This window comes from Staphylococcus sp. FSL K6-0223, assembly GCF_038008285.1.
In genome coordinates this window covers 118,994-134,499 of record NZ_JBBOYX010000003.1, presented here as the reverse complement: position 1 = coordinate 134,499, position 15,506 = coordinate 118,994, and the positions used below count along the sequence as shown (strand labels likewise).

At 32.5% G+C, this 15,506-nt stretch carries 15 protein-coding genes; 8 read left to right on the top strand and 7 right to left on the bottom strand.

The annotated features are described in order from the left end of the window. Positions 1-95: 95 nt before the first annotated feature. The 4 genes from MHI13_RS17850 to MHI13_RS17835 all read left to right on the top strand — a co-directional run bounded on the left by MHI13_RS17850 (position 96) and on the right by MHI13_RS17835 (position 5,117). Positions 96-1,346: an ammonium transporter gene (locus MHI13_RS17850; RefSeq protein WP_064210774.1), complete on the top strand. Its 1,251-nt coding sequence runs from the start codon at positions 96-98 to the stop codon at positions 1,344-1,346. A gap of 144 nt (positions 1,347-1,490) precedes the next feature. Further along, complete coding sequence (locus MHI13_RS17845; RefSeq protein ID WP_064210775.1) at positions 1,491-2,441, top strand: LacI family DNA-binding transcriptional regulator; 951 nt, start codon at positions 1,491-1,493, stop codon at positions 2,439-2,441. Between the two features lie 234 nt (positions 2,442-2,675). Continuing rightward, positions 2,676-4,151 carry a sucrose-6-phosphate hydrolase gene (locus tag MHI13_RS17840; protein WP_064210776.1) on the top strand — a complete coding sequence of 492 codons (1,476 nt, stop codon included), beginning with the start codon at positions 2,676-2,678 and terminating at the stop codon, positions 4,149-4,151. Positions 4,152-4,157: 6 nt separating this feature from the next. Next, positions 4,158-5,117: a carbohydrate kinase family protein gene (locus MHI13_RS17835; RefSeq protein ID WP_064210777.1), complete on the top strand. Its 960-nt coding sequence runs from the start codon at positions 4,158-4,160 to the stop codon at positions 5,115-5,117. Between the two features lie 64 nt (positions 5,118-5,181). On the opposite strand, the gene agrA is transcribed toward MHI13_RS17835, so the two are convergent. Genes agrA through MHI13_RS17815 form a run of 4 tightly spaced genes read right to left on the bottom strand, consistent with a single transcriptional unit; the run spans position 5,182 to position 7,955 of the window. Further along, positions 5,182-5,898 carry a quorum-sensing response regulator AgrA gene (gene agrA, locus MHI13_RS17830; protein WP_002436958.1) on the bottom strand — a complete coding sequence of 239 codons (717 nt, stop codon included), beginning with the start codon at positions 5,896-5,898 and terminating at the stop codon, positions 5,182-5,184. A 15-nt stretch (positions 5,899-5,913) separates the two neighbouring features. Beyond that, positions 5,914-7,203, bottom strand: a complete 1,290-nt coding sequence (agrC, locus tag MHI13_RS17825) for a quorum-sensing sensor histidine kinase AgrC (protein ID WP_064210778.1) — start codon at positions 7,201-7,203, stop codon at positions 5,914-5,916. Positions 7,204-7,243: 40 nt separating this feature from the next. After that, positions 7,244-7,387, bottom strand: a complete 144-nt coding sequence (agrD, locus tag MHI13_RS17820; protein WP_064210779.1) for a cyclic lactone autoinducer peptide AgrD — start codon at positions 7,385-7,387, stop codon at positions 7,244-7,246. Between the two features lies 1 nt (position 7,388). Beyond that, the gene (locus tag MHI13_RS17815) at positions 7,389-7,955 is read right to left on the bottom strand and encodes an accessory gene regulator AgrB (RefSeq protein WP_064210780.1); all 567 of its coding nucleotides are present in this window, start codon (positions 7,953-7,955) and stop codon (positions 7,389-7,391) included. A gap of 316 nt (positions 7,956-8,271) precedes the next feature. Here MHI13_RS17815 and MHI13_RS23505 point away from each other — a divergent pair, with 316 nt between their 5' ends. Continuing rightward, positions 8,272-8,349: a delta-lysin family phenol-soluble modulin gene (locus tag MHI13_RS23505; RefSeq protein ID WP_049307263.1), complete on the top strand. Its 78-nt coding sequence runs from the start codon at positions 8,272-8,274 to the stop codon at positions 8,347-8,349. A gap of 367 nt (positions 8,350-8,716) precedes the next feature. Here MHI13_RS23505 and MHI13_RS17810 read toward each other — a convergent pair whose 3' ends face one another. Both MHI13_RS17810 and MHI13_RS17805 read right to left on the bottom strand, forming a co-directional pair. Further along, the gene (locus MHI13_RS17810) at positions 8,717-9,502 is read right to left on the bottom strand and encodes a carbon-nitrogen family hydrolase (RefSeq protein WP_064210781.1); all 786 of its coding nucleotides are present in this window, start codon (positions 9,500-9,502) and stop codon (positions 8,717-8,719) included. A 101-nt stretch (positions 9,503-9,603) separates the two neighbouring features. Next, the gene (locus tag MHI13_RS17805; protein WP_064210782.1) at positions 9,604-10,230 is read right to left on the bottom strand and encodes a nitroreductase family protein; all 627 of its coding nucleotides are present in this window, start codon (positions 10,228-10,230) and stop codon (positions 9,604-9,606) included. A 457-nt stretch (positions 10,231-10,687) separates the two neighbouring features. Here MHI13_RS17805 and MHI13_RS17800 point away from each other — a divergent pair, with 457 nt between their 5' ends. Continuing rightward, a complete protein-coding gene (locus MHI13_RS17800; protein ID WP_445684214.1) occupies positions 10,688-12,349 on the top strand; it encodes an SdrH family protein in 1,662 nt (553 codons plus the stop codon). Between the two features lie 57 nt (positions 12,350-12,406). Here MHI13_RS17800 and mroQ read toward each other — a convergent pair whose 3' ends face one another. Further along, positions 12,407-13,150, bottom strand: a complete 744-nt coding sequence (gene mroQ, locus MHI13_RS17795) for an intramembrane glutamic endopeptidase MroQ (protein ID WP_064210806.1) — start codon at positions 13,148-13,150, stop codon at positions 12,407-12,409. 177 nt (positions 13,151-13,327) lie between these two features. Between mroQ and groES the strand changes: the two genes are divergently transcribed. Both groES and groL read left to right on the top strand, forming a co-directional pair. Next, positions 13,328-13,612 (top strand): co-chaperone GroES, encoded by a 285-nt coding sequence (gene groES / locus MHI13_RS17790; protein WP_002435917.1) that lies wholly within the window; start codon positions 13,328-13,330, stop codon positions 13,610-13,612. A 69-nt stretch (positions 13,613-13,681) separates the two neighbouring features. Beyond that, positions 13,682-15,301 carry a chaperonin GroEL gene (gene groL / locus MHI13_RS17785; protein ID WP_002435951.1) on the top strand — a complete coding sequence of 540 codons (1,620 nt, stop codon included), beginning with the start codon at positions 13,682-13,684 and terminating at the stop codon, positions 15,299-15,301. Positions 15,302-15,506 lie beyond the last annotated feature (205 nt).

The window sequence follows — 15,506 nt, the reverse complement described above, 5'->3', positions numbered from 1 at the left end:
TGTCACTTAATCTTACACTTAGTGTAATTTTATCTTACCAATTTTTGCACTTCTACTAAACACTCTTTATGATGTTGCTAAAGGAAGTGGTAAGAATGAATATGGATGATACAATTTTCTTATTTCTATGTACATTATTAGTTTGGTTAATGACTCCAGGGTTAAGTTTATTTTATGGAGGTCTAGTCCAATCTAAGAATGCATTAAATACAGTAATGCAAAGTATGGCTGCAATAGTTATCGTTACCTTTGCGTGGATGATTATTGGTTTTTCTATTAGTTTTGATCAAGGTAATGATTGGTTAGGTGGCTTAAAATTTCTAGGTCTAAACCATGTAGGCTTTGCTATTTCTAAAACTATTAGCCCTCATGTCCCTCTCGCACTCTTCATGTTATTCCAAATGATGTTCTGTACTATAGCAGTTTCGATTTTATCAGGTTCAATTGCTGAAAAAATGAGATTTATCCCTTATCTTATTTTTGTCGGTTTATGGGTTGTGTTTATCTATAGTCCAGTAGCTCACTGGGTGTGGGGCGGCGGATGGATTAGTAAACTTCGTGCTATTGATTATGCCGGGGGTACAGTTGTGCATATTACCTCAGGGGTGTCTGGTCTTATATTAGGGATAATGATTGGTGTAGGTAAAAAGCAAGAGAAACATACCCCACATAACTTACTAATAACTCTCATCGGAGGTATTTTAGTATGGTTGGGTTGGTATGGCTTTAATGTAGGTAGTGCATTTACTTTCGACCAAATCGCAATGATTTCATTTGTTAACACAGTCATCGCTGCAAGTGCAGGTGCGCTAGGATGGTTAATTTTAGAGTATGCTTTGAAAAAAACGACAAGTCTTTTAGGATTATTATCAGGCGCTTTATCAGGTCTCGTTGCTATTACTCCAGCAGCAGGTTATGTTAACTATTTAAGTGCCATGATCATAGCTATAATTGGTGGTATCGGTTGTTATGTCGTTATTAATTTAATTAAAGTGAAGTTACAGTATAATGATGCTCTAGATGCATTTGGTATTCATGGTGTAGGGGGAGTATTAGGCGCAGTTTTAACAGGTGTGTTCCAGTCTCATCAAGTAAATGACACTATTGAAAATGGACTCATATATACAGGTAACTTTAAAGTGATTTTCATTCAATTAGCAGCAGCAATAGCAACTGTCGTATTTAGTGCAATAGTTACATACATAATAGCTAGAGTAATTAAATCATTCACTCCTTTAGCAACTACTAAAGAGGAGGATAAAACAGGTCTTGATGCAATTGTTCATGGAGAAAAGGCCTACTTCTATGGCGAATTGAACAAATTCAATCGCCGAATGAAATTTTAAAAATTATTTTCAAAAATAAATACACTCACCTTCATATCAATTAAACTTTAGTATTTAAAATGTAATTGATTTAAGTATTTAAAGCGATTACATATGTGATAGAATAAGTTTAAGTTATTGAATATATGATAGGTGAGTTTTTTTATGAAAAATATTTCTGATATCGCCAAGCTAGCGGGTGTATCAAAAAGTACTGTTTCAAGGTTTTTAAACAATGGATCCGTTAGTAATAAAACAAAAGAAAAGCTGACAAAAATTATTAAAGAGTATGATTATCAACCTAATCAATTTGCTCAAAGTTTAAGAGCAAGACGCACCAATCTTATTGGAGCAATTATTCCACGTATGAATTCATTCGCAGTTGATGAAACTATTAAAGGTGTCATCAACCAATGTCATTTACATAACTATCAACTCTTATTAAATTATACTGGACTTGAACTAGAAGCAGAACTTGCAGCATTAGAAACATTATCAAGAAGTAAAGTAGATGGTATTGTTTTAATGGCTACAAACATTACTGAACAACATATCCAAATTATAGAAAAGATTAACGTACCGGTTATTATTGTAGGGCAAGAACATGCACAATTGCATAGTATATATCATGATGATTACCAAGCTGGATTTGAAATAGGTATGAGAATAGGTCAAAAAGGGCTACACCAAGTCACTTTATTTAGCATTAGTGAACGTGATGTTGCTGTTGGTATTAAACGTAAAAAGGGACTAATAGATGCTCTAAAACAAAATAATATTGAACCTAAGATTTATGAAACTACATTTAAATATGAAGAAGCTCTGGTAGATGTTGAGAGATATTTATCCAATATAACGGAAGTTGATGCAATTGTCGGTGCAACGGATTCAATTGCCTTAGCAATTCACAAATTTTGTGCGGATCATAAGAAAAATCTATCTCCTCATGCAATTTTTGGATTTGGTGGTGATCCAATGACACAAGTAGTGTCTCCGATAATTGAAACAATTCACTTAAATTATAAAGAAGCAGGAGAGCAAGCACTTAAAGAAATTAATCAATTATTAAATCATCAAACTACAGAACTTAAAATAAAAATTCCTGTCATTAAGTAAAAGGTGAGGGATTTTTATTTTATAATAATTTGGAACCGATACCACTACGATGATTAAATTTGTTAAGATATATACTTAAGAAAATTTATTTATCATAAAAACGTTAAAGTATTGTGGTTTTCATTTTCATAAATAAGCGTTCTTAACAAAAATTCTACATCGTAGTGTTAAGCTAATATGTTAAAATAATAAAGTTAAGTAAAAGTCAAATCAGTCGAGATTAGGAGTGAAAACATGGCGGAATGGACACGTGAAGCACGTTATCAACGAATAGAGGATGTTGATACAGAGACATTTAAAAATTTAAAACAACGAGTCGATGCTTCTCCTTATAGACAGACATACCATATTCAGCCTGAAACAGGATTGCTCAATGATCCAAATGGTCTCATTTATTATGACGGCTATTATTACATATCACATCAATGGTTCCCTCTAGGGGCGGTTCATGGTTTGAAATATTGGTTTAATTATAAAAGTGATGATTTAGTACATTTCAAAGCACAAGGTCCTATATTAGAGCCTGACACAAAATATGATAGTCATGGTGTTTATAGTGGTAGTGCATTTGAGTTTAATGGTCATCTTTATTACATTTATACCGGTAATCATAGAGACAATCATTGGAAACGTACCTCCAGTCAAATGATTGCTCGCGTTAAAGAAGATGGTTCAGTTGAGAAGTTTCCTAAACCTGTAATTCATGGACAACCTGATGGATACACAAGTCATTTTAGAGATCCTAAAGTGTTTAAAAAAGATGATCAATTATATGCAATTATAGGAGCCCAAAATAATAATGAACAAGGGCGGTTACTACTATATCAAAGTGAGGATGTTATTAACTGGACATTTCTTGGTGAAATTCAAACGAATTTAAATCATTTTGGTTACATGTGGGAATGCCCTGATTATTTCGAATTAGATGGACAGGGTGTTATTTTATTTTGTCCGCAAGGGATTGAAGCGGATGGAAATAAATATCGCAATATTTATCAATCTGGTTACATGATCGGTCATTTAAATATTGAAAATATGACATTTGATCATCAAGAGTTTCAAGAGTTAGATAGAGGCTTTGATTTTTATGCACCGCAAACATTTATAGATAAAGATGGAAAACGCATATTAATTGGTTGGATGGGCTTACCAGAAAGTGATTATCCGACAGATAGTGAAGGTTGGGCACATTGTTTAACGATTCCACGAGAACTTACTCTCGAAAATGGTAAATTAAAGCAACGACCAATAAAAGCTCTAGAAACTTTAAGAACGAACAAAGAGACTGCATTAGGGTATGCAAATAAATTTAACCGCAAATTGCACCCCTATGAAGGCAAACAATATGAAATGATTATTGATATTTTAGAAAATGATGCAACTGAAATTTATTTTGAGCTTAGAAGTTCTAGAAATGAGTCTACATTGATTACCTATAATCAACGTGAGAATTCGCTCACATTAGATCGGTCAGAAAGTGGTTTATTACCTACAAATGTGGATGGCACAACGCGTTCAACTATTTTAGATACACCTTTAAACCAGTTACACATTTTTGTAGATACGTCGAGTATAGAAATATTTTGTAATAATGGTGAACGTGTACTTACATCCCGTATTTTCCCAAGTGAAGCTTCTACGGGTATCAAAGCATCTACTGAGTCAGGACAAGTATATTTACAATTTACGAAATTTGAACTAAAGGGATGATATATAATGAGAAGGTTGTTTGCAATAGGTGAAGCACTTATCGATTTTATACCACATGTCACAAATTCAGAACTTAAAGACGTAGAACAATTTAGTCGTCAGGTAGGTGGGGCACCTTGTAACGTAGCAGCAACAGTGAGTAAACTAGGTGGTCATTCCGAAATGGTCACGCAATTAGGACATGATGCATTTGGTGACATTATTGTTGAAACCATTGAACGCATTGGTGTAGGTGTAGACTATATTCAACGTACCAATGAAGCAAATACAGCACTAGCTTTTGTAAGTTTAAAAGAAGATGGTCAGCGAGATTTCTCGTTTTATCGTAAGCCTTCTGCTGACATGCTTTATGATCCCTCACATATTGAAGATATAGAGGTTACTGATCAAGACATTCTACATTTCTGTTCTGTAGATTTAGTTGAAAGTTTAATGAAACAAGCACATTCAAAAATGATTGAGAAATTTGAGAAGGCTAATGGAACGATAGTATTTGATCCTAATGTACGCTTACCTTTATGGGAAGACCCAGAAGCATGTCGTCAAGCAATTCTTGAATTTATTCCTAAAGCGAATATAGTAAAAGTTTCAGATGAAGAACTAGAATTTATAACAGGAATGAAAGATGATACTAAAGCTATACAGTCACTATTTAAAGGTAACGTAGCTGTAGTGATTTATACAAAAGGTCCGAAAGGGGCACAAGCGTTTACTAAGAACCAATTTACTACAGAACATCAAGGTTTCAAAGTTAAAGCTATAGATACTACAGGTGCCGGTGATGCCTTTATAGGAGCCGTTATTAGTCGTATATTATCTTCAGATATTATTGATGTCGCTCAATTATTTGAAAATGAAGGTAATAGCATTCTCGAATTTGGTAATAAAGTGGCTGCTATAACAACTACAAGATATGGCGCCATTAAAAGTTTACCGACAACAGAAGAAATTGAAAAAGGGTCCTAAACACATAAAGAAACCCAGCTTATTCACTATAGAGTGATAAATAAGCTGGGTATTTTAAAGTGTGTTAGATTTTTTTAACATTACGCACAGACGCGAAGCAATTTTCACCATTTTTGAAATAAACGATACGCTCTTTAGAATCAATCGATTCAATGTTATGTCTATTCACAACAAAGCTGTTATGACATCTAAAGAAACGTTCATCAAGTTGAGCTAACTCTTTAAGATTACCGTAAAATTCAATTTGACGGTTATCTAAGTGTGCGATTAATCTGTGTGACTTAGTTGAAGATTCAAAGAACATAATATCGTCATATTGAACATACACAGAGTTACTACCACGTTTTAACTCAATTGTTTCAACATTACTTTCTTTAGATAGCAACTTAAGACGTGTATGAGCAGTTTCAAGACAGTCAATGATTCTTGTTTTTAGTTCTGAAGGATCATCTTTGAAAATGAAATCCATAGCAGCCACTTTATAAACAAATGTGAGATAAGTAAGTTCGCTGTGACTTGTTACAAAAATAATGTTACCCACAGGGTCATGTTTACGAATTTCACTACCAAGTTTAATACCATTCATATCAGCTTCTAATTGAATATCTAAGAAATAACAACCAATATCATTCATTTCTTTTGATTGCTCAAGCACTTCATAAGGATCATCAGTTGCGAGAGCTAGTTCCATAGGTTTTTCTTCTATCATGATGTAATTTTTGATAATTGAAACCATGTTTTCTCTTTGTCTAGGATCGTCTTCGCAAACGAATATCTTCATCTATATTTCACATCCTTATGCTTCCGTATTAATAATTTCTACTTTTTGAACGAAATATCCATTTTCGATAACAGTATCTAATAGGACGTTCTCATTTTGGTCAGTCAGTTCTTTAAGCGTAGATAGACCTAACCCTCTGTTATCGCCTTTAGTTGAAAAGCCTTCCTCAAATAATTCATGTATTTTAGGGGTATCATCGCTACATTTATTCATCACAATGAATGTAACAGATTCTTCATTATTAATAAAAGCAATTTGAATAAGTGGATCATCAAGAACTTCTGAAGCTTCAATGGCATTATCCAAAATAATTCCTGAAATACGGCTGAACTCTATAGTGTTCATTTCGATTTTATCAATTTCATCAGGAACCTCTATACTAATCGGTATTGCTTTCTCTTGAGCTTGAAGAATTTTAGTAGTAATTAACCCTTTAATTTCTCTAACTTTAAGATTTTCAATACCATTTATTTTTATAGAGCGCGTTTTCATATTATCCTTCATAGGAACAATTTGTTCATTGAAATATTTTTTAAGACCTTGCATATCATCTTCACGAATAAAATCTGAAAGCGTAGAAAGAATATTGACGTAATCATGTCGGAACTTACGCATCTCATTATTGATACTTTCGATACGTAGCGTATACTCATAGTACGTTTCAATTTCTTCAAGATTACGCTTGTACTTCATTTCACGTAATATGGTAAAAGATAGTATGATTAATATTATAAGTATGATTAAGACGATGGCAACGTAGAGGTATGTATAAAGTCTAAACGTTTGAAAATCTAAGTCTTCATTGCGGGTAAAAATAAATAATATGAAAAAAGTAATAACTAGGAAAATAGATATAGTTGATATATATAACTTATTTGAATATAAATAAGATTTCTTAATTAAATTTATTAAAAATTTAGTAGCATTAGATAATATTAACCCACATACTAGAAAACTAACTATGTATATTGCATACTTATATTCAATTTTATCGGAGATTTCATCAAAAAATGCAATTAACAAAACAGTTATAAAATTGCATAAGTATAAAATGATGCTTGATCCAAATATAGCTAAAATGGAATAATACTTCATTTTTTTATAGAAAAATATTATTGAAAGTATCATTACAAGAATAAGAGTATTTGTACCTATAAACGAATATATTAAATTAGAAGGGATTATAATCCCTGTCATAAAGATATAATCCCTAACATTGTATTTTACTCCCATTAAAACTTTAACTACATAAAACATAAGTGCTAACTGAAAACTAGCAGTAATCCAATTATTTAATGAATCCATTTGCTACACACTTTCTGTAAGAACTTAATTTGGGTAGTATTTATTTTTGGTATGTTTCAAATAATTCTTTTGGTACTTCAGGTTCATCAAAATAAGTGTTACAAGTACTGTAACCTGCTATAAATCCAATTTTTTCAAAAATAAAACTAATAACTTTAAATAATACATCAAAAATTTGCATCATTTTAAACATCCTCCTTAGGAAAAAATATCGGTAGTAGAGTAAGTGATTCTAAAAACACACCCCAAACTACAAATGGTATAAGTGACTTTTTAATAATTAAACAAACTACTAATAATAAAATACTTACAAAAATGGATCCTAACCATTTTCTTTTAATAAGATGGTTAGGTATAGGCTGCTTTTTAGTAGCAGCAGGAGAGAATTTAATAATAATTAATATACTTATTAATCCAACTCCAAGTAACACTAATTTATTTACATGAAAAAGAGTTAATAACCAAGGCACTAGTAAAAAAACTAATAAATTTTGTATATGACATAATAAAGTTGATTTGGCGTGTGCTCCATGTGCATAACTTCTAACTAAAAAATAACTAATATGAGTTAAAAGTGTGTAAAAGAACGTTTTAAATAGTAATGCTAAACCATAGACAACTATTGTTTTTTCAATATTTGAAGCTACGACCTGCATACCTAAACGAACTTTCAAAAATTGTATACGATCTAGATTATTCTTACGCTGTAAATAGTTAGCAAATTCATCAATTTTTTTATCTATTATTTTCACTCGCCTACTACTCTCCTCATAATATATTATACAATTTTGCGCAACTCATTTTAAATATTATGCCTAACTGTTTAAAAAATATACCTAAGTGTTATTTTTAATTCCTAAGTGATATTTTAACATAAAAAGAAATACACTTAAGTACATTTTTTGACGAGTTAAGGAATTATCGAACTTTAATGTAAAAACCATGTTTTAATAGACTCATATCACAGAGATGTGATAGGAAGATAGTTGAAAAATTTGCTTAATCTTAATTGAATGATTCTTCCCAAATCGTTCAAATCCATTATTTAGTTGGAAGGAGTGAAGTGTAATGGCTGCAGATATCGTATCTACAATCAGTGATTTCATTAAATGGATCATTGATACAATTAAAAAATTCAAAAAATAAGTTTTGAATTCTTTCATTGTAACTTTGTTTTCTTCGTATAGTATGACTAAGTAATGGGTTGTTAAGCCATCCCAACTTAATAACCCAAAGTTAATAGCAAGTGAGCAACATTTGCTATAAAGCTGTAGTTTCCTTGGACTCAGTGTTACGTATTATTCTTAGCTACCTTTAATTAGGTAATTATTTCTAGCATGTAAGCTATCGTAAACAACATTCAATTTATCATTAATAAAATAGATAAATTCACTAAAATTTTTTCATAATTAATAACATCCCCAAAAAATAGATTGAAAAAATAACTGTAAAAACATTCCCTTAATAATAAGTTATCAAAGCCGTGAGTCCCTCCCAAGCTCACGGCTTAATTTTATTTATATAGGTTAGGTTTTAAATTTTTAAATACAGGTATAGACTCTCTTTGTTGATCAACCAATTCTAAATCTACATTAGTGGTGAGGACACCTTCATCACTGCCCAATTCTTGAACAATCTCACCATTTGGATTAATAACTGTCGAATATCCAGCGTAATCTGTGTTTCCATCATCACCACAACCATTAGCTGCAACTACATACATATCATTTTCAATAGCTCTTGCTTTAAGCAATGCCAACCAATGATTAAGTCTAGCACTAGGCCATTGTGCAACGTAAAATGCAATTTTAGCCCCATTTTTAGCTGGATATCTTAGCAATTCAGGAAACCTTAAATCATAGCATATGATTTGTGTAGCTAGGGTACCATCTGACAATTGAAAAGGTTCAGGGACTTTATTGCCATCAGTCAGAAACTCAGGTTCTCTAAGCATTGGTACAAGATGGACTTTATCGTACTCATTTATTAACTCACCATCTTTATTCACTGAAAATGCCGTATTATACACGTTATTGTCTCTAATATTTGATACAGAACCTGCAATAATATCAACATTGAATTGTTTAGCCAGTTGAGCTATAAATGAAAAACTTCGTTTTAAATTAGTATCTGCTTTAACCTTTAAATCCTCTAAAGCGTATCCGTTGTTCCACATTTCAGGTAAAACAACGACCTCAGTATCATCGTTCAAGTATTCTTTAAACCATTTTTTTATTTTGGATTCATTTTCATTAGCGTTTCCATAAGTTACATGAAATTGAAAAAGTTGAATTTTCATCTTCTTCACTCCCTATTACGAGTTATTTATAAGATACTAAAGTTACGTATTAAACGCAAAAAAGCGTCTGTGTAATACCTACACAGACGCAGTTTATTTAATTATTTTTTAATAATAAAACGATCTTCTACAGGTTTAATTTCTTTTTCATTCGCATTCTCACGTACATCACCGAAAGGCATTTGAGCAATTAATTTCCATGTATTAGGGATATCAAATTGGCTTGCAGTAGATTCGTCTACAATTGGATTATAGTGTTGTAAAGATGCACCGATGCCTTTAGTAGCTAAAGCAGTCCAAATAGCATACTGATGCATCGCGTTAGCTTGGTTTGACCAAATTTCAAAGTTTTCATAGAAATTAGGCATTTTATCTTGCAATGCATTAATAACACTTTGATCTTCATAATAAAGAATTGTGCCATGAGAATGTTTGAAATTATCAATTTTTTGGCGAGTAGGTTCAAAATCTCTGTCAGGACCCATTGTTTCTTTTAAAATAGATTTTGTGTTTTCCCAGAATTGTTCATTTTTGTCATTCAAAAGTAAAACTATTCTTGTTGATTGAGAGTTGAATGCAGAAGGTACATGCTTTACAGCATGTGCGATTAATTCTTCTAGTTCTTCATCACTAATAGATATTGTTTTTTCTAAATTATAAATAGTTCTTCTAGTTTCAATTGCTTCGTTAAATGATTGTTCATTTTCAGTATTATTAAAAATCCCCATTTTTAAAATACTCCTTTGCTTTTGATTTATACATACTATAATAATTATACTTTTCATAATGTACAAATAATTACTATGAAATTTCAACAAGATTAATATTCATTTTCAAAAGTCTTATTTGAATGCAAAAATCTAATATTTTCTATATACTAAAGATGATAAAAGAATTTAAAGAGGAGGTGATTGACTTATGAATAACAATAAAATCAAGCATTCGTTTGTATTAACAGGTTTTGCATTTATGTTGAGTACACCCTTATTTGATAATCATGCACATGCAGCAGAGGAGAATATACAGCCCATTTCTTCGAATAATGATATCAATAAAGCAGAATCTGAAAATCAGACTTTTAGTGACGACAATTCAATAAGTCATCAGCCTCAATCTAATGAAAATAACATAAATCCACTTGCAACTTCTGAAAATGATGAGAACGGAGAGTCTGATTCGGATGCAATAAATGATTTAAATTCAGACTCAGACAACGACACGGATTTAGATAGCGATTCAGCCTCAGACAGTGACTCAGATTCAGATAGTGCTTCCGACTCAGATAGCGACTCAGACTCAGATAGTGATTCAGATTCAGATAGCGACTCAGACTCAGACAGCGATTCCGACTCAGATAGTGACTCAGATTCAGATAGTGACTCAGATAGTGATTCAGATTCAGACAGTGCTTCTGACTCAGATAGTGATTCGGACTCAGATAGTGATTCAGATTCAGATAGCGACTCAGACTCAGATAGTGACTCAGACTCTGACAGCGATTCAGATTCAGACAGTGCTTCTGACTCAGGCAGTGATTCAGATTCAGACAGTGCTTCTGACTCAGATAGTGATTCAGATTCAGATAGCGACTCAGACTCAGATAGTGACTCAGACTCTGACAGCGATTCAGATTCAGACAGTGCTTCTGACTCAGGCAGTGATTCAGATTCAGACAGTGCTTCCGACTCAGATAGTGACTCAGCGTCTGATAGCGATTCAGATTCAGACAGTGACTCAGGTTCTGGACATGATCATACATCTGATCATGGTCACGATAACCCTTCTGGTGGGGGTAGTGATGATAATTCGCATCCGGGTGGAGGACACTCTGGCTCACATCATAATAATCCCGGTAGTTCAAATGGACACGGTTCAGGAGATAATCATCCTTCTGAAGGAAATGATAATAGTAGTTCAAGTGGTCATAATAATGGCAGTGGTGATGATAATTCAAATCAAAGTGGCGAACATCATCCATCTAATTCAAATAATAACGAGCAACCTTCAAGTAATCATACGGGAGGTAACTCATCAAATACAAATCATCATGCTAGCAATAGCAATAATTCTTCCACAATACATCCTGAGGATAGTAATGGTGGATTGTTAAATCCTGATAAAGGTAATGAGGATAATGAAAATAGTAGCAATGGTGGTGCCCCATTAAAAAGAAACTTTAATGACAAAGATGATTTAAATTACTCACAATCTAATCATCAAACGCCTAATTATGATAGAAATCAATTTATTTGGAATAGATCAGGATCAGTTATAAATCATAGAAGTAATTCTCAGAATTTTAATAAAGATGAGCAAAGTAAAGATTCTGAAGAAAATTCTTTATTAGATAGATTTAGAAGCTTAGCAAGTGGTGCATACAAATATAATCCATTTTTAATTAATCAAGTTAGAAATTTAGATACAGAAAATGGAGAAATTACCGATAGTGACATCTATAGTTTATTTAAAAAGCAAAACTTTAGTGGAAATGAATATTTAAATTCTTTACAAAAAGGTTCAAACTATTTCAGATTTCAATATTTTAATCCACTAAATGCAAGTAAGTATTATGAAAACTTAGATGAACAAGTATTAGCTTTAATTACCGGTGAAATTGGTTCCATGCCTGATTTAAAGAAACCTAACGATAAAGACAAAGGGAGTCGTAGTGCTTTTAAAAATCACAGCGCAGATGAAATCACTACAAACGACAACGAGCAATCCGATGATTACAACAAAAACAAAAAATTAGATCGTGTGCTTATCACTTTAGGCAGTGCGATTGTAGCAATTTTTGCCGGTGTAGTAGGTATGTTTATTTATAATAGAAGAAAAAATCAACAGTAACAAAGAAAGCATCTAATCATGTACGTTTCGCAACATTTTACATGATTAGATGCTTTTTTAGTTTAATATGAAATGTAGAATAAAGTTGGCATGTTCTTGAGCTTTCTTTAAAGCTTCGCCACCAAAAACTTGCATAAAAACGACTGTACCATTTTGTAACATATGAATACCAATTGGAACAGCGATTCTTTTAGTATAAACATAGGCAAGTGAAAAGATCATGCCCATACCAAAATACATAGGTATAAATTTCATATCATTATGTGCAAGGGCAAATACAAGTGAACTTACTATAGAAGCAATCAAAAAGCTAACAACACGATTGGCTTTAATTGCATTATATAATTCGCCAAAGAAAACCTTTCTAAAGACAAACTCTTCTAAAATAGGGCCAACGATAGAAATTAAAATGATAAAAATAGGCATCTTTTTAGCAATTGCCATTAAACGTTCAGTGTTTGGACTTGTCTGCTGACTACCCATGATTGTAAAGTATATCAAGCTTATAATAACTTGATATACCATAACCAGACAGAAACCTAATAGTGCCCAAGGAATGATGTATCTCTTAGGTTCCTTTCTACCAGCTTCAAGAGTAGTAGGATTTTTTACCTTTAAATTTATTAAAATTATGATAATAGCAGCTAATATAAAAAGAGAAACTTGCGTGAATATCATGAATTTAGCAGTTTCAATTTGAGACATATGACCAAGTAAATGACTTCTAAGTATAAAACCAGGTAACATTTGAGCCAAGCCATACGCGAGTACCGTTAGTAAGGACACCCAAAGTCTTCTCATAACTTACCTCCATCTATTTCTAAGTATAGTTTATTTTATCGTAAATAATATAGATGTACAAAATTTATTCGCTAACCTTTTTGCTTGAATTATTGACCAAATTTGATTAATATAAAAATAGCTTAGCACTCTAATAATTAAAGTGCTAAATCACATGTGAATGAAGGAGGAACAATCATGCTTAAACCATTAGGAAATCGTGTGATTATTGAAAAGAAAGAGCAAGAACAAACAACTAAAAGCGGTATTGTATTAACAGATAGCGCTAAAGAAAAATCAAATGAAGGTGTAATCATCGCTGTAGGTCCAGGACGCCTACTAGACAATGGTTCACGAGTTGCTCCTGAAGTAAGTGAAGGTGACACTATTGTGTTCCAACAATATGCTGGAACAGAAGTTAAACGTGGTGACGATACTTACTTAATTTTAAATGAAGAAGATATTTTAGCAGTAATTCAATAATTATAAATTTATATTAAACAGATAAAACATCTATGTAAGAAATCTTAATAAATGGAGGTCATTTAGAGTATGGCAAAAGATTTAAAATTCTCAGAAGATGCACGTCAAGCAATGCTAAGAGGTGTAGATAAATTAGCAAATGCTGTTAAAGTAACAATTGGTCCTAAAGGTCGTAATGTTGTCTTAGATAAAGAATATACAACTCCATTAATCACAAATGATGGGGTTACGATTGCTAAAGAAATTGAGTTAGAAGATCCTTATGAAAATATGGGCGCAAAACTTGTTCAAGAAGTTGCAAATAAAACAAATGAGATTGCTGGTGACGGTACTACAACTGCAACAGTTTTAGCTCAATCAATGATTCAAGAAGGCCTTAAGAACGTAACAAGTGGTGCGAACCCAGTTGGTTTGAGACAAGGTATTGATAAAGCCGTTAAAGTAGCTGTAGAAGCATTACATGACATTTCTCAAAAAGTTGAAAACAAAAATGAAATTGCACAAGTAGGTGCTATTTCAGCTGCTGATGAGGAAATCGGTCAATACATTTCTGAGGCGATGGATAAAGTTGGCAACGACGGGGTCATTACTATTGAAGAATCAAATGGTTTCAACACTGAACTTGAAGTCGTTGAAGGTATGCAGTTCGATCGCGGTTATCAATCTCCATATATGGTAACTGATTCAGATAAAATGATTGCCGAACTTGAACGTCCATATATTCTTGTTACAGATAAAAAAATCTCTTCATTCCAAGATATTCTACCTTTATTAGAACAAGTCGTTCAATCTAGTCGACCAATTTTAATTGTGGCTGATGAAGTAGAAGGTGACGCTTTAACTAATATTGTTTTAAACCGTATGCGTGGTACATTTACTGCTGTTGCTGTTAAAGCTCCTGGTTTTGGTGATCGTCGTAAAGCAATGTTAGAAGACTTAGCTATCCTTACAGGTGCTCAAGTAATTACAGATGATTTAGGTCTAGAATTAAAAGATGCATCAATCGATATGCTAGGTACAGCTAATAAAGTAGAAGTTACTAAAGATAATACAACTATTGTAGATGGTGACGGTGATGAAAATAGCATCGACGCGCGTGTAAGTCAAATTAAAGCACAAATTGAAGAAACTGATTCTGATTTCGATAGAGAAAAATTACAAGAACGATTAGCTAAATTAGCTGGTGGTGTAGCAGTTATCAAAGTAGGTGCTGCAAGTGAAACTGAATTAAAAGAGCGTAAACTTCGAATCGAAGATGCTTTAAACTCAACACGTGCCGCAGTTGAAGAAGGTATTGTTGCTGGTGGTGGTACAGCCTTAGTTAATATCTATAAAAAGGTAAGCGAAATTGAAGCAGAAGGCGATGTTGAAACAGGAGTAAATATTGTTCTTAAAGCATTACAAGCTCCAGTACGTCAAATTGCAGAAAATGCAGGTTTAGAAGGTTCAATTATAGTTGAACGATTAAAAAATGCAGATGCTGGTGTAGGATTCAACGCAGCGACGAATGAATGGGTAAATATGCTTGAAGAAGGTATTGTAGATCCAACTAAAGTAACTCGTTCAGCACTTCAACACGCAGCAAGTGTAGCAGCAATGTTCTTAACAACTGAAGCAGTAGTAGCTACGATTCCTGAAAAAGAAAATAACGAACAACCAGGTATGGGCGGTATGCCAGGAATGATGTAATTAAATCATTATGGTCGTCATTATTACTCCTTTTAGAGATTATTTTCTCTGAAAGGAGTTTTTTTATCTATTATTTTTTGTAATTATTGTAATTAGAGTATTTTAGTTCGTAAAAATATATTATAATAAAATTAACGATAATGCGAAGGAGAATTAATGTATTTATGTAATGTTTTATAAGCTTTTATTATAAGTACTCATAATA

Coding starts and splice junctions, on each gene's coding strand:
- MHI13_RS17810 (WP_064210781.1), bottom strand. CDS start 9,502: ATGAAAATTCAACTTTTTCAATTTCATGTAACTTATGGAAACGCTAAT.
- MHI13_RS23505 (WP_049307263.1), top strand. CDS start 8,272: ATGGCTGCAGATATCGTATCTACAATCAGTGATTTCATTAAATGGATC.
- mroQ (WP_064210806.1), bottom strand. CDS start 13,150: ATGAGAAGACTTTGGGTGTCCTTACTAACGGTACTCGCGTATGGCTTG.
- MHI13_RS17850 (WP_064210774.1), top strand. CDS start 96: ATGAATATGGATGATACAATTTTCTTATTTCTATGTACATTATTAGTT.
- MHI13_RS17840 (WP_064210776.1), top strand. CDS start 2,676: ATGGCGGAATGGACACGTGAAGCACGTTATCAACGAATAGAGGATGTT.
- agrD (WP_064210779.1), bottom strand. CDS start 7,387: ATGATGCAAATTTTTGATGTATTATTTAAAGTTATTAGTTTTATTTTT.
- MHI13_RS17835 (WP_064210777.1), top strand. CDS start 4,158: ATGAGAAGGTTGTTTGCAATAGGTGAAGCACTTATCGATTTTATACCA.
- agrA (WP_002436958.1), bottom strand. CDS start 5,898: ATGAAGATATTCGTTTGCGAAGACGATCCTAGACAAAGAGAAAACATG.
- MHI13_RS17805 (WP_064210782.1), bottom strand. CDS start 10,230: ATGGGGATTTTTAATAATACTGAAAATGAACAATCATTTAACGAAGCA.
- MHI13_RS17845 (WP_064210775.1), top strand. CDS start 1,491: ATGAAAAATATTTCTGATATCGCCAAGCTAGCGGGTGTATCAAAAAGT.
- groES (WP_002435917.1), top strand. CDS start 13,328: ATGCTTAAACCATTAGGAAATCGTGTGATTATTGAAAAGAAAGAGCAA.
- groL (WP_002435951.1), top strand. CDS start 13,682: ATGGCAAAAGATTTAAAATTCTCAGAAGATGCACGTCAAGCAATGCTA.
- agrC (WP_064210778.1), bottom strand. CDS start 7,203: ATGGATTCATTAAATAATTGGATTACTGCTAGTTTTCAGTTAGCACTT.